The sequence below is a fragment of the Microbacterium hibisci genome (genome assembly GCF_015278255.1).
GTDB classification, from domain to species: Bacteria; Actinomycetota; Actinomycetes; order Actinomycetales; family Microbacteriaceae; genus Microbacterium; species Microbacterium hibisci.
Genome location: NZ_JADIJC010000004.1, coordinates 452,804 through 473,136, shown reverse-complemented (window position 1 = coordinate 473,136; position 20,333 = coordinate 452,804). Strand labels below are relative to the sequence as shown.

Sequence of the window (20,333 nt, the reverse complement as noted above, 5' to 3'; positions counted from 1 at the left end):
ACCCGTCGCCCGCGATGCATCCGGACGAGGTACGTCGACCTGACCGATCGTAATCGGCCTGATCAGGGGGCATCCATGGGGACAATCACCCATCCCCGCGATCGCGACGAGCCGGCTGCGCCTCCGGAAGCCGGGACGGTCGCCCCGGTTGTCGAAGCGCCGACGTATTCGCGGAGGTGCTGGGCGGTCAGGGTGTCCGCCGTCGCGACGAGGTCGGTCGGGGTGCCCTCGAACACGATGGTCCCGCCGTCGTGGCCCGCGCCCGGGCCGATGTCGATGATCCAGTCGGCGTGCGCCATCACGGCCTGGTGGTGCTCGATCACAATGACGCTGTTGCCGGCCTCGACCAGGCGGTCGAGCATCCCGAGCATGTTCTCCACATCGGCGAGGTGCAGGCCCGTGGTCGGCTCGTCGAGCACGTAGATCGCACCCTTCTTCGCCATCGAGATCGCGAGCTTCAGCCGCTGCCGCTCGCCGCCCGAGAGCGTGTTGAGTGCCTGGCCGAGCGTGAGGTAGCCGAGGCCCACGTCGATCATGCGCACGAGCGTGGTGTGCGCGGGGCCCTTCGTGAAGAAGGCCGCCGCCTCGGCGGCCGACATCGCCAGCACCTCGGCGATGTTCTTGCCGTCGAGCGTGTACTGCAGCACCTCGTCGCTGAAGCCCGACCCCTCGCACAGCTCGCACAGTGTCTCGACGGTCTGCGTGAAACCGAGATTCGTGATGATGACGCCGAGGCCCCGGCACGCGGGGCAGGCGCCCTCGGAGTTCGCGCTGAAGAGCGCGGGCTTCACGCCGTTGGCTTTCGCGAAGGCGGAACGGACGGTGTCGAGGATGCCGGTGTACGTGGCGGGGCTCGAGCGCCGGTTGCCCTTGATCGGCGACTGGTCGACGACGACCACGTCGTCGAAGCCCGGCACGTTGCCGTGGATCAGCGACGACTTCCCCGAGCCCGCGACCCCGGTGACGACGGTGAGGATCCCGAGCGGCACGTCCACGTCGACGTTCTTGAGGTTGTGCTGCGTCGCGCCGCGGATCTCCAGGGCGCCCGTCGCTGCCCGCGTGGAGTCCTTGAGGCGCGCGCGGTCGTCGAGGTGTCGGCCGGTGATCGTGCCGGAGGCGCGCAGGCCCGCGACGTCGCCCTCGTACTGCACCTCGCCACCTGACCGGCCGGCGCCGGGACCCAGGTCGACGATGTGGTCGGCGATCTCGATCACCTCGGGCTTGTGCTCGACGACGAGCACCGTGTTGCCCTTGTCGCGCAGCAGCTTCAGGAGCCGGTTCATCCGCTCGATGTCGTGCGGGTGGAGGCCTGCCGTGGGCTCGTCGAACACGTAGCTGATGTCGGTGAGCGCCGAGCCGAGGTGCCGGATCATCTTCGTGCGCTGCGCCTCGCCGCCCGAGAGCGTGCCCGACGACCGGTCCAGCGACAGGTAGCCCAGCCCGATGTCGATGAAGGAGGCGATCGTCTGGCGCAGACCGGCCATGAGGGGCGCGACCGAAGGGTCGTCGACCGTGTCGAGCCAGGCTGCGAGATCCGTGATCTGCATGGCTGCGGCATCCGCGATGCTGATCCCGTTGATCTTCGACGACCGCGCGCCCTCGTTCAGACGAGAGCCGCCGCAGTCGGGGCACGGCAGGAACTTCACCGCCCGATCGACGAACGCGCGGATGTGCGGCTGCAGCGAGTCGCGGTCCTTCTGCAGCATGGACTTGGTGATCTTCGGCACCAGCCCCTCGTAGGTCATGTTGATGCCGTTGATCTTGACCTTGGTCGGCTCCTTGTAGAGGAAGTCCGCGCGCTCCTGCTCGGTGTAGTCCTGGATCGGCTTGGCGGCGTCGACGAAGCCCGACTCGGAGAAGCCCTTCACCATCCAGCCGTCGGGGTTGTAGCCCGGTACCTGGATGGCGCCGTCCTGCAGCGACTTCGTCTTGTCGTAGAGCTCGTCGAGATCGACGTCGCTCGTCTCGCCGAGACCCTCGCAGCGCGGGCACATGCCGCCGGTGATCTCGAACGACCGCCGCTCCTTGACCTGCTTGCCGCCCTTCTCGAGGGTGATGGCACCGGCGCCGGACACCGAGGGGATGTTGAACGAGAATGCCTGCGGCGACCCGACGTGCGGCTGGCCGATGCGGCTGAACAGCAGCCGGAGCATCGCGTGGGCGTCGGTCGCCGTGCCCACGGTCGAGCGCGCGTTGGCGCCCATGCGCTCCTGATCCACGATGATCGCCGGGCTCACGTTCTCGAGCGCGTCGACCTCGGGGCGGCTCAGCTGCCCCATGAACTGCTGCACGAAAGTCGGATACGTCTCGTTGATCAGCCGCTGCGACTCGTTCGCGATCGTTCCGAAGACGAGCGACGACTTGCCCGAGCCGCTCACACCCGTGAACACGGTCAGCCGCCGCTTGGGGATCTCGACCGAGACGTTCTTCAGGTTGTTCTCGCGGGCGCCCACGACACGGATGACCTCGTGCGAATCGGCGATGTGGGGGACGGATGCCTCGGATGCCATGCGCACGAGTATGCCCGTGAACCCGGACACCGCGCTTCCTGAATCCTGCTCGATCCGCCCTCTCCGCTCAACGACCGCGGCCTGTATCCCGGCCGTTGAGCGAGCGAGGGACGAGCGAGACGAAACGCCCCGACGTTCCCGGAAACCCAGACGCGTCTCGTCTGCGGGCGCCAGAGCGCCCTCCGCTCAACGACCGATCCCCGGCCGTTGAGCGAGCGAGGAACGAGCGAGACGAAACGCCCCGACGTTCCCGGAAACCCAGACGCGTTTCGTCTGCGGGCGCCAGAGCGCCCTCCGCTCAACGACCGATCCCCGGCCGTTGAGCGAGCGAGGAACGAGCGAGACGAAACGCCCCGACGTTCCCGGAAACCCAGACGCGTTTCGTCTGCGGGCGCTGGAGCGCCCTCCGCTCAACGACCGATCCCCGGCCGTTGAGCGAGCGGAGCGAGACGAAACGCCCCGACGTTCCCGGAAACCCAGACGCGTTTCGTCTGCGGGCGCTGGAGCGCCCTCCGCTCAACGACCGCGGCCTGTATCCCGGCCGTTGAGCGAGCGAGGAACGAGCGAGACGAAACGCCCCGACGTTCCCGGAAACTTCGTGACGCTTCGTCTGCGGGCGCTCAGGCCGCGTCGGCGTCCGCAGGCTCGTCCGGCTCGGCGGGCTCGATCGCGAAGTTGTCGCGGAACACGCACGTCGGGTCGTACGCCGCCTTCACCGCGCGCAACCGCGCGAGGGTCGCCGGTGGGAACGCCTCGGCGACGCGCTCGGGCCGCAGCGACGAGTCGAAGCTCAGGTACATCCCGTCGAGGTGCGCCGCGAGCGTCCGCCACTGCGCGTCGAGCCGATCGGGGTGGGATCCGAGCGCTGCCACCGAGAAGTTCGCCGACCGGTGGGTGTACGCGGTGGCGTCGTCGGCCACGTCTGCCACCGCCCCGCCGACCGCGCGCAGCTGGAAGAACGGGACCGCGCCGGACTGAAGCATGCGTTCCACCGCTTCCGCGAAGGCGGGCGTGACGTGCTCGATCAGGCCCGAGCGCGAGTGCGGCTCGCCGGCGCCGTGCTGCGGGCCCAGATCGGCGTTCGCCATGATCTGCGGATAGGTGGTGAGCTGCACCGACTGCTGTACGAGCGGCGCGAGCTCGGCGAAGGGCTGCAGGCGCGCGATGATCGTGTCGGGGTCGTCGGAGTCGACGATCCCGTACAGCTGGACGATGTACTCGGAAGGCTGCCGGCGGCCAGGCTGGGGCTGCCCCGGTCGCGGGCCGCCGGTGAGGAGGAACAGCGTCACGTCGCGCGGCGACGACTCGACGATGCGCCCGTACCCCTCGAGGAACGCCGCGACGTCGTCGACCTGGAAAGCGAGCTGCGCATACCCCACCTGGCCGACTTCGTCCACCTCGAACTCGAAGGCCGTGACGATGCCGACGTTCGCCCCGGCCCCGCGGATGGCCCAGAAGAGCTCGGGGTGGGTCGCGGCGTCCGTCCGCACGATCGAGCCGTCGGCCAGCACCACCTCGGCGGCGCGCAGGTGATCGATGGTGAGACCGTGCTCGCGCGCGAGCAGCCCGATGCCGCCCGCCGTCGCCAGCCCGCCGACACCCACGCCGCCGTAGTCGCCCGAGGTCAGCGCCCAGCCGTGCTCGCCGAGCGCCGCGGCCACCTGCGCCCACCGGGCGCCTGGCCCGATCCGCACGAGGCGGCGGCCGGCGTCGAGCACCTCGATCCCGTCGAGGCGCCGCAGGTCGATCACGATCCCGCCGTCGTTCGTGCTGCGGCCGCTGATGCCGTGCCCGCCGCTGCGCACCGCGAGCGGGAGCTCGGGATGGCGCCGTGCGAAGGCGAGCGCCTCGGCGACCTGGGGCGCGGACGTCGGCTGCAGCACCAGGCCCGGTGCCCCGCCGCGCATGTACGTCGCGCGCACGTCGCCGTACTCGAAGTCGCCGGGCTCGATCGCCCGGAGGCCGGCCGGCACATCGTCGTACGCGATGCCGTCGCGGCGTGCTGCCAGCGCCGCCGACGACCGCACCGGCGCCGCCGACACCCCGCGCGTCCCGCGCTCGCTCGCGACGAGCGCGCGCACCGCCGGGCCGACCTCCTCGCCGAAGCTCTGCAGCAGGTTCGGGTCGTCGGTCGCGAGGATGAACGTGCCGATGCCGTCTTCGAGCGCGAGTCGGGCCAGGCGCTCGGCGAACTCTTCCGGGTCGGCGGCAAGCTGCCCGATGTTCAGCAGGCGCCGGATCTCGCGCGGATCGCGGCCGACGGACTGCGCGGCCTCGTCGATCGCGGCGTTGCCCTTGGCCAGGTCGCCGGGTTTCAGGTAGCCGAGCGACGGAAGCCAGCCGTCGCCCTTGCGGCCGGTGAGCGAGAGCATGCGCGGCTTGTACGCGCCGATGTGGAGCGGGATCTCGTGCGCCGGCCGCGGCCCGCGCTTCGCACCCTGCACGCGGTGGTAGCGCCCTTCGGTGAAGACGCCCCGGCGCTCGTCGGTGCGCCAGAGCTCGCGGATGAGGTCGATCGCCTCCTCCAGCGCGGTGACGGCCTGCCCTGGCGTGAGCCGCGTGCCGCCCATCGCCTCGATGGCGTCCCAGAAGCCGCCGGCGCCGAGGCCGAGGTCGAAGCGACCGCCCGAGAGCACGTCGATGCTCGCAGCGGCGCGCGCCACGACCGCGGGCGGCCGCAACGGCACGTTCAGCACGTTGGGCGCGACGCGGATGGTCTCGGTGCGCGCGGCGACGAACGACATGAGCGTCCAGGTGTCGAGGAACGCGGGCTGGTACGGATGGTCCTGGAAGGTGACGAGGTCGAGACCGGATGCCTCGGCCACCTGTGACAGGAGCACCGGGGCGTCGGGGTTCGCCGCGGAAGGGGTGATGAACGCGCCGAATTCGAGCGCGTGTCCGTAGTCCATGAGGTCCTTTCAGCCGAGCACTGCGGCGGAACGGGCCGCGGCAGTGGCCGGAGATGTCGAAGGGGTGCCGGTCTCGAGACGCAGGCCCGAGACCAGGATGTCGAGCAGCAGGTCGCGGTCGGCGGGGGCGCCGAGGCGCACCGCGTGCTCCACGCCGCAGACAAGGCGCTGCAGCTGTGCGGCCGAGACGTCCCCGCGGACGACGCCGTCGCGCTGCGCGCGTGAGAGCACGGCGTCGTAGCCCGCGAAGACCCTGCCGCGCGCGGCGGCGCACTCGTCGTGCACGACGGGGTCCGTGCGCGCCAGATCGGTGAGCACTGCCTCGAGCCCGCCGTCCTCGAGTTGCAGCGTCAAGGCGTCGTCGAGGAAGCCCCGGAGCGCCCGATCGGCGTCGGGCTCGATCGCCGCACGGTCGGCGGCGGCGACCAGGCGGACCAGCGCATCGACGCTCAACGCCTCGACGAGTGCCGTGACGGTCGGGAAGTGCCGGTAGACCGTGCCGATCCCCACGCCGGCATCGCGGGCGATGTCGTTGAGGCGCAGCGCGCGCACGTCGTGCCGGCGCGCCGCCTCGAGGATGCGCTCACGGCTGCGCACAGCGTCGGCTCGGGGGCTCATGCTCCCACACTACACCCGAAACGGATAGGTTATCCGCTTGGCGGAGAACTCACCCGCCAGCAGCCGTCGACGTGGTCGTCGACCATGCCGGCGGACTGCATGAGCGCGTACATCGTCGTCGGCCCGACGAAGCGGAACCCCCGCTTGCGCAGCGCCTTGCTCATCGCTGTGGCTTCGGGGGTGATCGCGGGCACGTCGGCGAAGGTGGCGGGACGGCGGTGGGATGCCGGGGCGAACGACCACATGAAGGCATCGAGTTCTCCCGGCGCCATGTCGAGCAGGAGACGCGCATTGGAGATCGTGGCCTCGATCTTGGCGCGGTTGCGGATGATGCCGGCATCCGTCATCAGCCGTGCCACGTCATCCTCGCCGAATGCGGCCACCGCCTCCGGCTCGAAGCCGTGGAACACCTCGCGGAACCGCGGACGCTTGCGGAGGATCGTGATCCACGACAGCCCCGCCTGGAACCCTTCGAGGCTCATCTTCTCGAAGAGCGCGCGGTCACCGTGCAGGGGCACCCCCCACTCCTCGTCGTGGTAGCGGGCGTACTCGGGGTCGTCGCCGACCCACGCGCAGCGTGCGCGGCCGTCGGGACCGATCCGGGTGCTCACCGCGCCAGCCTATGGCGGCCGTCCGACATCCCGGGCTCTCCCGGGCCGGACGGCTGTCAACCCCCTGCAGGTGGCGACGCGGCCTGCGTACCGTGGCGGGCATGACTGATCTCACCGGGAAGAAGGTCGCCTTCGTCGCGACCAACGGCTACGAAGACAGCGAACTGACCTCGCCGTGGGAGGCCGTCACGTCGGCCGGCGCCACGGCCGTCCTGCTCTCCCCGGAGCAGGGCGAGATCGAGGGGAAGAAGGGTCACCGTCAGAAGGTGGACGCGGCGGTCGCGGGAGCGGATGCCGCCGAGTTCGATGCCCTGGTACTGCCGGGCGGCGTCGTGAACGCCGATCATCTGCGCATGGACGGTGACGCCGTGGCCTTCGGCCGCCGCTTCTTCGAGCAGAAGAAGCCGGTCGGCGTCATCTGCCACGGCGGCTGGCTGCTGGTGGAGGCCGACGTCGTGAACGGGCGCACGCTGACGAGCTACCCGAGCCTCAAGACCGACCTCCGCAACGCCGGCGCGACGTGGGTCGACGAAGAGGTCGTCGTGGACGAGGGACTCGTCTCGAGCCGCACGCCCGACGACCTGCCGGCGTTCAACGCGAAGGTCGTCGAGGAGATCGGCGAGGGGAAGCACGCGGGCCAGTCCGCCTGATCCCGGCGCCACGGTCGGGCGCTGCGTCGCCCGGCCGTGGCGGAAGCGCCGCGCGACGGCATCCGTCCCCTCCGCACTCGCCGCAGCTCTCCGCCGTGCGCCGCGCGGGGATGTCAAGGCGGGCGTCACCGTCTCGATTCCCGGATGCCGCGCGCGTCGCTTACCGTGGAATGTCGGGCTGTTCGCTCGCGGGGCTGGGAGGCAGGACCATGAAGATCGTCGCGTCGGCGGATTGGCGGGACTCCGTCCCCTTCGAGAACCCCGTGCTGGTCGCTGAGGTGATCCCGGGTGAGCCGACGCGCTGCTTCGCCTGCGGCCCCGACTCCGAGCTGCTGCCCCGCACCGAGCTGTGGGCGTACAAGCACCGGCATCCCAAGAACCACGACGGGTACGTGCGCTTCTACTGCGCGTTCCACGTGCCGAAGGCGGCACCCCGCCCCGAGCCCGCGGCGGCGGCCCCGACCGCGCGCGCGAAGTCGTCGCGCCCCGCGGCCGAGCGCCGCCTGCCGAAGCCGGTCATCCCCGAGCGCCAGCGCGCGACGTGCCCCAACTGCTTCGTCGAGGTGTCGGCGACCGGCGAGTGCGGCATGTGCGGTTGGACCGCCGCCTAGACACCGACCGGCCCCGGCCGAATCGCGTCGCGCGATCACAGGAGATCTGACGGGCACAGGACGATCGCGCCAAGATCGTCCTGCTGTCGCCAGATCTCCCGATCTCGCGACGAAGCGGGCCTACTTCTTCTTGAGCGACTTCTCCGACACCGGCGCGTTGCCCGTCGCGGCCAGCGCGCGGTAGTACTCGCGCGCCTCGTCCTGACGCTTCCGCTCGGCACCCGACGCGATGGGCGCGCGCACGTGCTCGGGCGCGAAGCCGTAGGCATCGACCAGATCCTGCGCGTGCGGCCGCAGCCGCGCCGCCAGCCGGTCGATGTAGCGGGAGACGGATGCCGCGCGCTGCGTCGACAGCCGGCCGTTGATGAGGTACCACGCGAGGTGCTTCTCGATCAGGTGCAGACCGAAGAGGTCGCGCAGCCATGTGAGCACCTGCCTCGTGCCGTCGTCGGAGATGCGGTTCACGCCGTCGGTGAACGCCTCCCACTGCAGCAGCTCGCCGTGCGCGCGGGCGGCCTCGATGAGCTCGGCCTGGTGGCTGTTGAACAGCGCCGCTGCCTCGGCCGGCGACTGCTTGATCGCCGGGCGCAGGGCGGCCGCGACATCCGCCACCATCCGCTGCACGCGGCCGGCCAGCAGCTCGTGCTGCTGCTCGGCCCGCAGACCCAGCTCCACGGAGCGCGCGGTCGAACCGAAGTCGGCCACCGCCTGCCCGAGCTGGCGCAGGCCCGCGCCGTGGAACAGCTTGCCGGCGGTCTGCTTGGCGGCGAAGCGGGCGAGGGATGCGGCATCCTTCCCCTTGAACTGCTTGGCGTAGTCCGACAGCAGGCGCTTGCCGACCAGCTGGAGCAGGACGTTGTTGTCGCCCTCGAAGGTGACGTAGACGTCGAGGTCCTGGTGGAGGCCGACCATGCGGTTCTCGGCGAGGAAGCCGGAGCCGCCGCAGGCCTCGCGCGCCTCCTGGATGGTGCTCAGCGCGTTCCAGGTGCTCAGCGGCTTGAGGGCCGCCGCGAGGGTCTCGAGGTCCTCGCGCTCTTCGGGGGTGTCGGTGCGGCCCGAGAAGACGGCGTCGAACTTCTTGAGCAGCTCGTCGTGGCTGAAGAACTGCGCGTAGTTCTGCGCGAGCAGCGGCAGCAGACGCCGCTGGTGCTTGCCGTAGTCGAGCAGCACGACCTCTTCGGTGCCGGCACCCGAGTCGAACTGGCGGCGCTGGTTCGCGTACGTCAGGGCGATGTGGAGCGCGAGCGCGGTGCCCGTGGTCGCGGCGCCGTCGAGCGACACGCGGCCCTGCACGAGCGCGCCGAGCATCGTGAAGAAGCGGCGGCCGGGGCTCGGGATGTCGGACGTGTACGAGCCGTCGGCGGCGACCTGGCCGTAGCGGTCGAGCAGGTTGAACCGGGGCACCCGCACCTGGTCGAACGCGAGACGGCCGTTGTCGATGCCGTTGAGTCCGCCCTTGACGCCGTCATCCTCGCTGATGACGCCGGGCATCATGTCGCCCTCGTCGTCGCGGATCGGCACGAAGAAGCAGTGCACGCCGTAGTTGACGCCGCCGGTGATGAGCTGGGCGAACACGGTGGCCGCCTTGCCGTGCAGCGCCGCGTTGCCGAGGTAGTCCTTGTACGCGCCGCGGAACGGCGTGTGGATCACGAACTCCTCGGTGTCGGGGTCGTAGGTGGCGGTCGTGCCGATCGCCGCGACATCCGAGCCGTGGCCGGTCTCGGTCATGGCGAAGGCGCCGGGCAGGCTGACGTCGATGACGTCGGCGAGCCACTTGTCGTGGTGCTTCTCGGTGCCCAGCTGGAAGATCGCGGAGCCGAACAGCCCCCACTGCACGCCCGACTTGATCTGCAGGCTCGGGTCGGCGAGCACGAGCTCCTGGAACCCGGCGAGGTTCGCCCCGTTGTCGTTCTGGCCGCCGAACTTCTCGGGCATGGCGCGGCGCGAGCCGCCGTGCTCGACGAGCAGGTGCAGCTGCGTCAGCACGCGCTCGCGGTGCTCGGGCATCGACTGCCCGTCGATGCGCCAGAACGCGGGGTCCTTGATCATCTCGCGCGCCTCGCGACGGGTCTCTCCCCACGTGCCGAGGAGCAGATCGGTGACCGCGGCGATGTCGATGCGGGGATCGGATGCCTCTGCCGCCGTGTGCGGCGCGGTCGGGGCCCCTCCGGCGGGGGTGCGCTTGTGAACGGCGGGCTTCTTGGTGCGGACGGCGGCGTCAGCCATGTGCATCACCTCTCGGTGCGACGGGGAAGGGTCGAGTTCCCTTCGACCGTAGGACTCCCACAACCCTGGCTCAAACGCTCTGGTGGATATCCACAACCCAGGAGCGACACGGGTCGCGGGCGGGTTGTGCGAGACGCACAGGGCGGGCGCCCCGGAAGACCAGAGCGCCCGCCCGCCGATGAGGTCAGTTGGTCCTGCCGTGGGGGTTGGTGGTGTCGCCGTTGGTGTGGCCGAACGGGTTCGTCGTTTCGCCGTTGGTGCGGCTGAACGGGTTCGTGGTTTCGCCGTTGGTCTTGGTGTGGGGGTTGATGGTCGAGCCATTCGTCATGCCGTGCGGGTCGGTGGAGTACTGCTTGGGCGCGGCCGAGGCGGCGATCGGCGCGCTGAGCAGCGCCACCACGGCACCGGCGGCGAGACCGGCGATCATTCGCTTCTTCATCGAGGCATTCCTTCTTTCGGGGGATCGGCGCCTGGTGGCGCCACTCGCACGCTAGCGCCCGCGGCCGGTCCGACGGAAGGACGAATCTCCCGATCGCGAGCAGGTTCGCACCGCGCGCGGAGGTCCCCCCATGGCGCTGCGTCACCCGACCGCCCGACAATGGAGACGATGACACCCGAAGCCGTGACGCTGGCCCCGTGGGGGCCCGACGACCTGCCGCTCCTCGAGCGCGGCAACACCCCCGAGATGACGGCGCATCTCGGAGGGCCAGAGACCGCCGCGCAGCTCGAGGAGCGGCAGGAGCGCTACCTGCGGCTGATGGCTGCCGGCGAGGCGGTCATGTACCGGATCGAGCTCGGGGGCGCACCGGTCGGCGGCATCGGCTACTGGCAGGTGGAGCACGAGGGTGTGCCCGCGTGGGAGACCGGGTGGAACGTCTTCCCCGAGTGGCAGGGCCGCGGCGTCGCGCGAGAAGCGCTGCGACTGGTCGTCCGCGAGGTCGCGCAGCGGGGCGACCGGCACCTGCTCGTCGCGTATCCGGGGCAGGACAACCCCGCGTCGAACGCGCTGTGCGCCCGAGCGGGGTTCGAACGCCGCGGAGCGGGCACGATCCCGTGGCGGGGCGGCGAACTGGCGTTCCACGCGTGGGTGCTCGACATGGCACCGCTCGACCTCGACGGACGCGAGCCCGACCTCGACGAGCGCTTCGACGAAGGCGTGCTCGACGAGAAGGTGTGGTGGCCGTACTACCTGCCGCACTGGTCGTCCCGCGGGCGCGCCGCCGCGAGGTACTCCGTGGCACCCGACGCGCTCGAGCTCGTCATCGACGCGGACACCGCGCCCTGGTCACCCGAGTTCGACGGCGGCAATCGCGTCTCGCACCTGCAGACCGGACAGTTCTCCGGCGGCCTCGGCACCGCGGTCGGTCAGCACCGCTTCCGCGACGGCCTGGTGGTGCGCGAAGAGCAGCCCGAGCGGCGCCTTCACCTGCCGCGGTTCGGCGTCATCGAGGTGCGGATGGCCGCGGTGCGGCATCCCGACACGATGGTCGCGTGCTGGCCGATCGGCTTCGAGGACGCCCCCGAGCGCAGCGGCGAACTGTGCATCGCCGAGATCTTCGGCCGCGAACTGGACGACGAGGGCGGCTGGGTCGGCGTGGGCGTCAAGGCGCAGCACGACCCGCGCCTCCGCGACGACTTCGAGAAGATCCGCGTGACGGGCGATCTCACCGAGATGCACGACTACGCCGTCGAATGGACGCCCGACGCACTCCGGTTCTTCATCGACCACCGCTGGGTCAAAACCGTGCGCCAGACGATCGACTACCCCGTGCAGCTCATGCTCGACCTCTACGAGTTCCCCCGCGCCGACGGAGGCCGCGACACCGCGGCGCTCCCCCACACTCTGCGCGTTGAGCGAGTGCGGACCTTCCCGCCCGCCTGACCGCCCCCGCGCTCGCCCCCAGCGTCCCGTCGCCCGCGCCGCCCCGGCCCCTCGCCGTCTGCGACCGACCGGGAGAGTACAGCTGGTGGACGAGATGCGGGTTGCTTCCCTTCCTTTCGTCGACCAGCTGTTCTCTCACGAGAAGAGAGGCCGGCGGACCGACGGACGTCCTGGAGCACGGTCAGAACAGCCCGATGATGCGGCCGTCCTCGTCGACGTCGATGGTGTTCGCCGCCGGCGCGGCCGGCAGCCCGGGCATGGTCATGATGTCGCCGCAGATCATCACGACGAACCGCGCTCCGGCGGCCAGACGCACCTCGCGGACGTCGACGACATGACCCGAGGGCGCACCGCGCAGGCGCGGGTCGGTCGAGAACGAGTACTGCGTCTTCGCGACGCACACCGGGTACCCGCCGTACCCCTCCTCCTGGAGGCGTTTGATCTGCGCGCGGACGGCGGTCGACGCCGTCACCTCCGACGCCCCGTAGATGCGCGTCGCGATTGCGGTCATCTTCTGCCACAGCGTCGCGTCATCGGGGTAGGTGAAACGGAGCACTTCGACAGGCTCCGCCACCGCACCGACGGACTCAGCAGCCGCACCGACGGGTTCAGCAACCGGCCCCTGAGCTTGTCGAAGGGCGCACAGCCGCACGACTTCGCGGGCGAGGTCTTCCGCGCCGACGCCGCCCTCGGTGAAGTGCGTCGCCACGACGGCCGTGACCCCGGCGGCCTCGGCGGCGGCGACGAGCGCCGCGGTCTCGGCATCCGTGTCTTCCGCTCGATGGTTGATAGCGACCACCGCGGGGATCCCCCAGGTCTCGTGAAGCGTGGTCAGGTGGCGGACGAGGTTGGCCGTGCCCCGTCGCAGGGCGGCGACGTTCTCGTGCGGCAGGTCGGCCACCTCGACGCCGCCGTGGTACTTCATGGCCCGCACGGTGGCGACGACGACCGCCACATCCGGTCGGAGTCCCGTCGTGCGGCAGAGGATGTCGACGAACTTCTCGGCTCCGAGATCGGCACCGAAGCCGGCCTCGGTCACGACGTAGTCGGCCATGCGCAGCGCGGAGTCGGTCGCGAGGTACGAGTTGCAGCCGTGCGCGATGTTCGCGAACGGGCCGCCGTGCACGAATGCGGGCGTGTGCTCGAGCGTCTGCACGAGGTTGGGCGCGAGCGCGTCGCGCAGGATCGCCGCCATCGCGCCGTTCGCCTGCAGGTCGCGCGCGCGGATCGGCCGGCGGTCGCGCGTGTAGGCGACGACGATCTCGCCGAGCCGCTCCTTGAGGTCGGCGAGGTCGGTCGCAAGGCAGAAGATCGCCATGACCTCGCTCGCGACGACGATGTCGAACCCGTCCTCGCGCGGGTACCCGTTCGACGGCCCGCCGAGCCCGATGATGGCATCGCGCAGCGCGCGGTCGTTGACGTCGAGCACGCGCCGCCACGTGACCCGGCGCACGTCGATGCCCAGCGCGTTGCCGTGGTGCACGTGGTTGTCGATGAGCGCGGCGAGCAGGTTCGTCGCGATCGCGATCGCCGAGAAGTCTCCCGTGAAGTGCAGGTTGATGTCTTCCATCGGCACGACTTGCGCATAGCCACCGCCGGCGGCGCCGCCCTTCATGCCGAACACCGGCCCGAGCGCCGGCTCGCGCAGGCAGATCATGGATCGTTCGCCGATGCGGCTGAGCGCGTCACCGAGTCCCACGGTCGTCGTCGTCTTGCCCTCGCCAGCCGGCGTCGGCGAGACCGCGGTCATCAGGACGAGTCTGCCCCGCGGCCTTTCGCGCAGCGTGCGCAGATGTCGCAGCGACACCTTGGCCTTGTACCGTCCGTAGGGCTCGAGCTCATCTTCCGGAATGCCGAGGCCCTCGGCGATCCGCGTGATCGGCCAGAGGTCGGCCTGCTGGGCGATCTCGATGTTGCTCGTGGCCACGCCGCACTCCCTTGCCCGCGCCTCGCGGGCCTCGTCGCCCGCTGCCGTCAGCCTATGCGGGGGTCGCGTCCACGTGGCGGTCCCGCACCGGACGACGGACGACGGATGCCGCGTCCCACGGCCCCGTGCGAGCCGAAGTCGCGCGGGCGCGAGCGGCCCGGCCCCGCGCCGTTGCAGGGGCCGGAGCCGGCCCAATCGCGCGCCGGTCGCGCGTCGGCGGCCCCTCGCCCGACCGAGCCCCCTGGCGGATCGCTCGGGGCGTCCCTACCGTGGGGCCATGACCGAACCCCCGGTGCGCCGCGCCACGGTCGACGACGCCGAGACCGTCGCCGCACTGCTGCACGACTTCAACGAAGAGTTCGACACCGACACGCCCGGACCGGCCGTGCTGGCGGAGCGGCTGCGGTCGCTGCTCGCCGGGACGGGGATGTTCGCGCTCCTGGGCGGCGCTCCCGCCGTGGGCGTCGCTCTGGTCAGCCTGCGGCCCAACGTCTGGTACCCCGGACCGGTGGCGCTGCTCGACGAGATGTACGTCGCACCGTCCGCCCGAGGCGGCGGGATCGGCGGGGCGATCATCGAGCACCTCGTCGAGGACTGTCGGCGCGACGGCGTTTCGGCGATCGAGATCAACGTCGACCAGGCCGACGTCGATGCGCAGCGGTTCTATGAGCGGCACGGCTTCTCGGGCGTCGACCCCGACACCGGCGAGCGGGCGTACTACTTCTCGCAGGAGCTCTGAGCCTGCGCGCTCCGTCGCGGTGCGGCAGACCCGCGGGGCGACGGGGCCGATCTGGTCGAGACCCCGGCGGCCCGTGCACCGGGCGAGAGCTCAGGCGGCGGCGACGACGGCGAGCACGGCCTCGCCGTACGCCTCGCGCTTCTTCGCGCCGATGCCCGAGACCCCGTCGAGGTCGGCGAGGCTCTCGGGCCGGCGCTCGGCGAGGGCGCGCAGGGTCGCGTCGCCGAAGACGATGTAGGCCGGCACCCCGAGCTCCTTGGCGACGCCGGCGCGCCACGCGCGCAGGGCCTCGAACAGACCGGCGTTCGCAGGGTCGAGCGTCTCGGGGGCGTTGGTCTTGCGCACGCGGGCGACCCCGCCCGACCGGCCCATCACGTCGCGCCGCAGCGGCACGGGCGTCTCGCCACGCAGCACGCCGGCGGCGGGCTCACCCAGGGCGAGAGTGCCGTACTCGCCGCGGGCGACCAGGATGCCTCGCGCCAGCAGCTGCCGGATGACGCTGCGCCAATCCTGCTCGCTGAGGTCGGCGCCGAGCCCGTAGGTCGAGAGCTGGTCATGCCCTTGCTGGCGGATGCGATCGGTCGACGAGCCGCGGAGGATGTCGATGAGGTGCCCGGCGCCGAACGCCTGGCCTCGCTCTCGCTGCAGGCGCACGATCGTCGAGAGCAGCTTCTGCGCCGGAATGAGCCCGTCCCACGTCTCGGGCGAGTCGAGGCACGTGTCGCAGTTGCCGCACGGCTGCGAGGGTTCGCCGAAGTAGGCCAGCAGGTTCTGCCGGCGGCATCCGACCGTCTCGCAGAGACCCAGCATCGCGTCGAGATGCTGGCCCAATCGGGTCTTGAAGGCGCGGTCGCCCGGCGACTGGTCGATCATGCGGCGCTGCTGCACGACGTCGCCGAGACCGTAGGCCATCCAGGCGACGGATGCCTCGCCGTCGCGCCCCGCGCGGCCGGTCTCCTGGTAGTACCCCTCGACCGACTTGGGCAGGTCGATGTGCGCGACGAAGCGGACGTCGGGCTTGTCGATGCCCATGCCGAACGCGATCGTCGCGACCATCACGACGCCGTCCTCGCGGAGGAACCGCGACTGGTTCGCGGCCCGCGTCTCGGCGGGCAGTCCGGCGTGGTACGGCAGCGCATCGACGCCCTGGGCCGACAGGAACTCGGCGGTCTGCTCGACCGACTTGCGGCTGAGCGCGTAGACGATGCCGGCCGCCCCGGAGCCCTGCGAGCGGATGAAGGCGACGAGCTGTCGCCGCGGATCGGACTTGGCCTCGATGCGGTACTGGATGTTCGGCCGGTCGAAGCTCGAGACGAAGTGCCGGGCGCTCGGCAGCTGCAGCCGCTCGGTCATCTCGCGGTGCGTGGCGGGTGTCGCCGTCGCCGTGAGTGCGAGCCGGGGCACGCCGGGGAACCGCTCGGCGAGCGCGCCCAGCGCCAGGTAGTCTGGCCGGAAGTCGTGGCCCCATTGCGACACGCAGTGCGCCTCGTCGATCGCGATGACGCTGAGCATGCCGCGCGCGAGGAAGCGCAGCGTCGCCTCGGTGTTGAGCCGTTCGGGTGCGACGTAGAGCAGATCGAGCTCACCCGCGAGATAGGCGCGCTCGACTGCGGCCCGCTCGGGCGGCGCCTGGGTCGAGTTGAGGTACGCCGCACGCACACCGTTGGCGACGAGCGCGTCGACCTGGTCGTGCATGAGCGCGATGAGCGGGCTCACGACGAGGCCGGTGCCCGGCCGGACGAGCGCCGGCACCTGGTAGCAGACGCTCTTGCCGCCGCCGGTGGGCATGAGCACCACGGCGTCACCGCCCGCGATCACGTGATCGACGATCGCGCCCTGCTCGCCGCGGAACGAGTCGTACCCGTACACCTCCCGCAGCACCGTGACCGCGTCGGCGCCGGTGAAGTCCCGGCGCGGACCCGCCCCGGCGAAGGGGGCGAGCTGCGTCGCCCCACCCGCCATCGGATCGGGCGGGGGCATCCAGCCGTCCTCGGGCGGCGCCCACGAGTCGTCGGGCGGAGGCGCGAACTCTTCGGCAGGCGGCGCCCAGGCGTCGGCCTCCCACGCGATGTCGGCGTACGGGTCGCCCTGCGGGATCGTCATCGACTCCAGCGTAACCGCGGCATCCGACGCGGTCCCCCGTCGCCGGCAAGCCGTGGGCCCTCCGCTACGACCGCCCGCCCAGCTCGTCTGTGGAGGAGCCGCGGGGCGTCCTCAGTTGAGGAGGACTTCCTGTCCGGTCGAAGGCTTCCTCAGTTGAGGACGAGGGCCGAGTTGAGGAGCTCGACGCCCGGAGTGATCCGCATCTCGGCTCTCGTCCTCAGTTGAGGATCCAAGCGCAGTCCAGTCAGGGACCGAAGCGTCCTCGATCGAGGATCGAATCGGGTGCGAGCGTCGCAGGGGCCCCCGCTCAGCACCACTTCTCGGCGATCGCCCGGATCACCGTGCTGTTGCGGTTCGTCGCCACCCCGAGCAGCTTCGCCGCGTTCAGCGGATCGACGTAGCCCGCCTGGTAGCCGGGCCCGAGCAGCGCGTGCGCCGCGCGCCCGCGCACGACCATCTGCCCGGCATCCGTCGCTGACTGCTCGATCCGCGCGACGGCATCACGCGAAGGCGTCTCCTTCAGCAGATACACGTAGTGCCGCGCGAGGCCCGGATGCTCCTCGCTCAAGGTCGCCGCGTCGTCGGCGATCGCCCGAACCTCGGCGACCGTGAAGACGATCGTCGGCACGTCGAACCCGCGGTCGGCGGCGAACACGTCCTCGAGCGCCTTCTCGATCTTGGCGCGCGAGCGCATCGGCGTCGCGAACCGCACGTTGCCGGTGTTGATATGCGTCTCGACGTCGGTGAACCCGGCCTCCTCGACGACGCGCCGGATGTCGTCCTTCGCGAACTTGCGGGTCGCCCCGAGATTGATCGCGCGCAGGAACGCCACGTAGGTCGGCATACCGTCATCATCCCGGATGCCGGGTGCCACGGCATCCGTTATCGTCGTCGTCATGCAATGCCAGTGAGCCGCCTCCGTCACCACTCCGTCCGTCGCGCTCTGCACGGACGCCGAAACGGATGCCGTCACCCGGCGTCCACGGAAAGGCATCGCATGCACCCCTCAGACTCCCTGCCGCTGCGCGGCAAGACCGCCCTCGTCACCGGCGTCTCGCGCCGTCGCGGCATCGGCTTCGCCGTCGCGACGCAGTTCGCGCGGCTCGGCGCCGACGTGTTCGTCCACCACTACCGCCCGCACGACACCCGCCTGCCGTGGGGCGGCGACGACCTCGACGCCGTGCGCGACGGCCTCCGCGCCGAGCTCGCACCGGACGCGCAGCTCGGCGACCTCAGCGCCGACCTCAGGGACGCGGCATCCGTCCCGCTCCTCGTCGAAGCGGCGCGGGCCCTCACCGGGCGGCTCGACATCCTCGTCTGCAACCATGCGCAGTCGGGCGACGACGGATCGATCCTCGACATGACCGCCGAGCGGCTCGACGCGTTCTGGGCGACCAACACGCGCTCGACGCTGCTGCTCACGCGCGAGTTCGCGGCGCTGCACGCGGTCGCCCTCGACCCCGGCGCGCGGCCCGGCGAACGCGTCGGGCGCAGCGGCCCGTTCGCCGAGCCGACCGGACGCGTGTTCTGGATGACCTCGGGGCAGATCCACGGCGCGATGCGCGGCGAGGTCGCCTACGCCACGAGCAAGGCCGCACTCGCCGGCGTCACGAAGACCGTGGCGGCGGAGCTGCTCGACCTCGGGATCATCCTCAACACGATCGACCCCGGCCCTGTGAACACCGGCTACCTCGACCCGGAGACGACCGACCGGCCGCTCGACGAGATCGAGTCGTGGATGCGGTCGACGCCGTTCGGCCGGTACGGCGAGCCCGCCGACCCCGCACGCCTCATCGGCTGGCTCGCGACGCCCGATGGCGCATGGGTCGTCGGCCAGGTGCTCTCGACCGACGGCGGCCTCGCCCTCGCCTGACCCTCAGGCACGACCACGACGCGCAACTGCGCCAGATCCCTGCACCCGCGGCGCGCATCGACGCAGCAGGTGCAGAAAAGTGCAGCGGATGCCGCGTCAGCAGGCCTCCGACGCGCCCGGACCCCGCGCACGCGGCGCGGACCCCGGGCGTGTCCTCGCTCAGGCCAGCGCCGCCTCGCCGCCGGTCACCCGCGCGCGGTGGTTGACACGGTGGCCGATCCAGAACCCGAGGGCGATGAGCCCCGCCAGGGAGACGCCAAGCATCCAGGGCAGGACGTTCGGCGTGGTCGCGGCCGTCGCGGCCGCAAGGGTGTCGGAGCCGTCGGCGACCTGTCCGCTGCCGTCGGCGAGCGTGGTGGCTCCCACGGCGAGCGTCTCGCTGCCGTCCGCGAGCTGCTCGGAGCCGGCAGCCAGCGTGCCGGCACCCTCCGCGAGCGCCGTCGCACCCGTGGAGAGATCGGCCGCACCGGTGGAGAGGGCACCCGTTCCCGCGGCGAGCGACGCGGCGCCCTCGGAGAGCGTCGTCGCGCCGCCGCTGAGGTCCTGCGAGCCGACGCCCAGCCGTGCGACACCGCTCACGAGCGACTGCGTGCCCATCGCCAGCGACGCCGCACCGTCACGCACCTGCGCCGTGCCGGCGCTCAGCGACTGCGCGCTGGAGGCGAGGAAGGGCGCGCCCTTCGCCGGGTCCGCGAGTCCGACCGTGCCGGGCCACCCCTTGGACGCATCGCCGTTGACGAGCGCGTTGAGCCCTCCGGCGAGCTGCTGAGCACCCCCGGTGGCGTCGATGACCCCCGCCAGGAGTGGAGCGGCGCCCGCGGCGGCGGAGATCCCGTCCACCTGCTTGTCGAGGCCGGTCGCGAGGGCGCTGAGCTGCTGCATCTGCTCGGTGGGGTTGGCCGCGGCCAGCGCGGCGAGCGCGTCGGCCAGCTTCTGCGAGTTGCCCGGAGCGCCGGCGGCAGCGGTCTGGATCTGCGTCTTGCCCGCCGCCAGCGCCTTCACGTCGTCGGTGACGCTGGGAACCAGCTTGTCGCGCATCGTCGTCGCGCCGACCAGGAGGTCGCCCGAGATCCTGTGCGCCGCACCCACGCCGGTGGCGAGCGTCTGCGCACCCGCTGCCAGCTTTGCGGCGCCATCCGAGGCGATGCTCGCGCCGGCGGCGAGGCTCGTCGCCCCCGCGGCCGCCGAGCGCGTCCCGGTCCCGAGGGTGCCGACACCGCTCGCCAGCGACTGGGCACCGGAGACCAGGCTCGCGGCGCCGGCTGCGAGCGACTGGGCGCCCGTGTCAGCCGACGATGCGCCATCCGCCAGACGGGCGGCACCGGAGCTGGCGGAGGCTGCGCCGTCGTCGAGGTCGGACGCGCCCGCGGCGAGCTCACCTGCGCCGGCGGCAAGCACGGATGCGCCCGCCGCCAGCTCGGTGGAGCCCTCATGCGCCTGGCCGGCGCCATCGGCCAGCTTCGTCGAGCCGTTCGCGATCTGCGACGTGGTCACGAAGTAGAGGAGGATCATGGCCGCCAGGGCCACGCTGAGGACGATGACGGCGACACGCATGCCGACGCCGTGGGTGTGGGTTTCTGTTCTCGTCATTGAGAGCACTCCGGTTCATCGCCTGGGGGCAGGCGCGGTGGACGTCGACGGCCGGTGATCGGCCGCGCGGCGACACAGCGGCAG

At 71.4% G+C, this 20,333-nt stretch carries 15 protein-coding genes; 5 read left to right on the top strand and 10 right to left on the bottom strand.

Annotated elements, in window-relative coordinates; translation table 11 throughout:
- Positions 1 to 62 precede the first annotated feature (62 nt).
- The 4 genes from IM770_RS10355 to IM770_RS10340 all read right to left on the bottom strand — a co-directional run bounded on the left by IM770_RS10355 (position 63) and on the right by IM770_RS10340 (position 6,648).
- Entirely contained in the window at positions 63 to 2,510 is a 2,448-nt protein-coding gene (locus IM770_RS10355; protein WP_239065987.1) for an ATP-binding cassette domain-containing protein, read from the bottom strand.
- A gap of 620 nt (positions 2,511 to 3,130) precedes the next feature.
- Complete coding sequence (locus IM770_RS10350) at positions 3,131 to 5,419, bottom strand: LLM class flavin-dependent oxidoreductase (protein WP_203581042.1); 2,289 nt, start codon at positions 5,417 to 5,419, stop codon at positions 3,131 to 3,133.
- Between the two features lie 9 nt (positions 5,420 to 5,428).
- Positions 5,429 to 6,037, bottom strand: a complete 609-nt coding sequence (locus IM770_RS10345) for a TetR/AcrR family transcriptional regulator (RefSeq protein WP_203581041.1) — start codon at positions 6,035 to 6,037, stop codon at positions 5,429 to 5,431.
- Between the two features lie 29 nt (positions 6,038 to 6,066).
- Entirely contained in the window at positions 6,067 to 6,648 is a 582-nt protein-coding gene (locus IM770_RS10340) for a DNA-3-methyladenine glycosylase I (RefSeq protein ID WP_203581040.1), read from the bottom strand.
- Between the two features lie 101 nt (positions 6,649 to 6,749).
- Here IM770_RS10340 and IM770_RS10335 point away from each other — a divergent pair, with 101 nt between their 5' ends.
- Both IM770_RS10335 and IM770_RS10330 read left to right on the top strand, forming a co-directional pair.
- Complete coding sequence (locus IM770_RS10335; RefSeq protein ID WP_203581039.1) at positions 6,750 to 7,298, top strand: type 1 glutamine amidotransferase domain-containing protein; 549 nt, start codon at positions 6,750 to 6,752, stop codon at positions 7,296 to 7,298.
- Between the two features lie 209 nt (positions 7,299 to 7,507).
- Positions 7,508 to 7,909 (top strand): glucose-6-phosphate dehydrogenase, encoded by a 402-nt coding sequence (locus tag IM770_RS10330; RefSeq protein WP_203581038.1) that lies wholly within the window; start codon positions 7,508 to 7,510, stop codon positions 7,907 to 7,909.
- A 120-nt stretch (positions 7,910 to 8,029) separates the two neighbouring features.
- Here IM770_RS10330 and IM770_RS10325 read toward each other — a convergent pair whose 3' ends face one another.
- On the bottom strand, positions 8,030 to 10,135 hold the full coding sequence (locus IM770_RS10325; protein WP_203581037.1) for an acyl-CoA dehydrogenase family protein: 2,106 nt from the start codon (positions 10,133 to 10,135) through the stop codon (positions 8,030 to 8,032).
- A 184-nt stretch (positions 10,136 to 10,319) separates the two neighbouring features.
- Complete coding sequence (locus tag IM770_RS10320) at positions 10,320 to 10,574, bottom strand: hypothetical protein (protein ID WP_203581036.1); 255 nt, start codon at positions 10,572 to 10,574, stop codon at positions 10,320 to 10,322.
- A gap of 168 nt (positions 10,575 to 10,742) precedes the next feature.
- Between IM770_RS10320 and IM770_RS10315 the strand changes: the two genes are divergently transcribed.
- The gene (locus IM770_RS10315) at positions 10,743 to 12,017 is read left to right on the top strand and encodes a GNAT family N-acetyltransferase (protein ID WP_203581035.1); all 1,275 of its coding nucleotides are present in this window, start codon (positions 10,743 to 10,745) and stop codon (positions 12,015 to 12,017) included.
- Positions 12,018 to 12,198: 181 nt separating this feature from the next.
- Here IM770_RS10315 and IM770_RS10310 read toward each other — a convergent pair whose 3' ends face one another.
- On the bottom strand, positions 12,199 to 13,944 hold the full coding sequence (locus IM770_RS10310) for a formate--tetrahydrofolate ligase (protein WP_203581034.1): 1,746 nt from the start codon (positions 13,942 to 13,944) through the stop codon (positions 12,199 to 12,201).
- A 277-nt stretch (positions 13,945 to 14,221) separates the two neighbouring features.
- On the opposite strand from IM770_RS10310, the gene IM770_RS10305 reads away from it, so the two are divergent.
- On the top strand, positions 14,222 to 14,683 hold the full coding sequence (locus IM770_RS10305; protein WP_203581033.1) for a GNAT family N-acetyltransferase: 462 nt from the start codon (positions 14,222 to 14,224) through the stop codon (positions 14,681 to 14,683).
- Between the two features lie 90 nt (positions 14,684 to 14,773).
- On the opposite strand, the gene recQ is transcribed toward IM770_RS10305, so the two are convergent.
- Positions 14,774 to 16,786 (bottom strand): DNA helicase RecQ, encoded by a 2,013-nt coding sequence (gene recQ / locus IM770_RS10300; RefSeq protein ID WP_203581032.1) that lies wholly within the window; start codon positions 16,784 to 16,786, stop codon positions 14,774 to 14,776.
- Positions 16,787 to 17,093: 307 nt separating this feature from the next.
- Entirely contained in the window at positions 17,094 to 17,684 is a 591-nt protein-coding gene (locus IM770_RS10295; protein ID WP_239065986.1) for a DUF1697 domain-containing protein, read from the bottom strand.
- A gap of 99 nt (positions 17,685 to 17,783) precedes the next feature.
- Between IM770_RS10295 and IM770_RS10290 the strand changes: the two genes are divergently transcribed.
- Complete coding sequence (locus tag IM770_RS10290; protein ID WP_203581031.1) at positions 17,784 to 18,659, top strand: SDR family oxidoreductase; 876 nt, start codon at positions 17,784 to 17,786, stop codon at positions 18,657 to 18,659.
- Between the two features lie 159 nt (positions 18,660 to 18,818).
- On the opposite strand, the gene IM770_RS10285 is transcribed toward IM770_RS10290, so the two are convergent.
- The gene (locus IM770_RS10285) at positions 18,819 to 20,249 is read right to left on the bottom strand and encodes a hypothetical protein (RefSeq protein ID WP_203581030.1); all 1,431 of its coding nucleotides are present in this window, start codon (positions 20,247 to 20,249) and stop codon (positions 18,819 to 18,821) included.
- Positions 20,250 to 20,333: the final 84 nt, after the last annotated feature.

Excerpts from the sequence above, each read along its gene's own strand:
- IM770_RS10355 (WP_239065987.1), bottom strand. The coding sequence starts at position 2,510 with ATGGCATCCGAGGCATCCGTCCCCCACATCGCCGATTCGCACGAGGTC.
- IM770_RS10350 (WP_203581042.1), bottom strand. The coding sequence starts at position 5,419 with ATGGACTACGGACACGCGCTCGAATTCGGCGCGTTCATCACCCCTTCC.
- IM770_RS10345 (WP_203581041.1), bottom strand. The coding sequence starts at position 6,037 with ATGAGCCCCCGAGCCGACGCTGTGCGCAGCCGTGAGCGCATCCTCGAG.
- IM770_RS10335 (WP_203581039.1), top strand. The coding sequence starts at position 6,750 with ATGACTGATCTCACCGGGAAGAAGGTCGCCTTCGTCGCGACCAACGGC.
- IM770_RS10330 (WP_203581038.1), top strand. The coding sequence starts at position 7,508 with ATGAAGATCGTCGCGTCGGCGGATTGGCGGGACTCCGTCCCCTTCGAG.
- IM770_RS10325 (WP_203581037.1), bottom strand. The coding sequence starts at position 10,135 with ATGGCTGACGCCGCCGTCCGCACCAAGAAGCCCGCCGTTCACAAGCGC.
- IM770_RS10320 (WP_203581036.1), bottom strand. The coding sequence starts at position 10,574 with ATGAAGAAGCGAATGATCGCCGGTCTCGCCGCCGGTGCCGTGGTGGCG.
- IM770_RS10315 (WP_203581035.1), top strand. The coding sequence starts at position 10,743 with ATGACACCCGAAGCCGTGACGCTGGCCCCGTGGGGGCCCGACGACCTG.
- IM770_RS10305 (WP_203581033.1), top strand. The coding sequence starts at position 14,222 with ATGACCGAACCCCCGGTGCGCCGCGCCACGGTCGACGACGCCGAGACC.
- recQ (WP_203581032.1), bottom strand. The coding sequence starts at position 16,786 with ATGACGATCCCGCAGGGCGACCCGTACGCCGACATCGCGTGGGAGGCC.
- IM770_RS10295 (WP_239065986.1), bottom strand. The coding sequence starts at position 17,684 with ATGACGACGACGATAACGGATGCCGTGGCACCCGGCATCCGGGATGAT.
- IM770_RS10290 (WP_203581031.1), top strand. The coding sequence starts at position 17,784 with ATGCACCCCTCAGACTCCCTGCCGCTGCGCGGCAAGACCGCCCTCGTC.
- IM770_RS10285 (WP_203581030.1), bottom strand. The coding sequence starts at position 20,249 with ATGACGAGAACAGAAACCCACACCCACGGCGTCGGCATGCGTGTCGCC.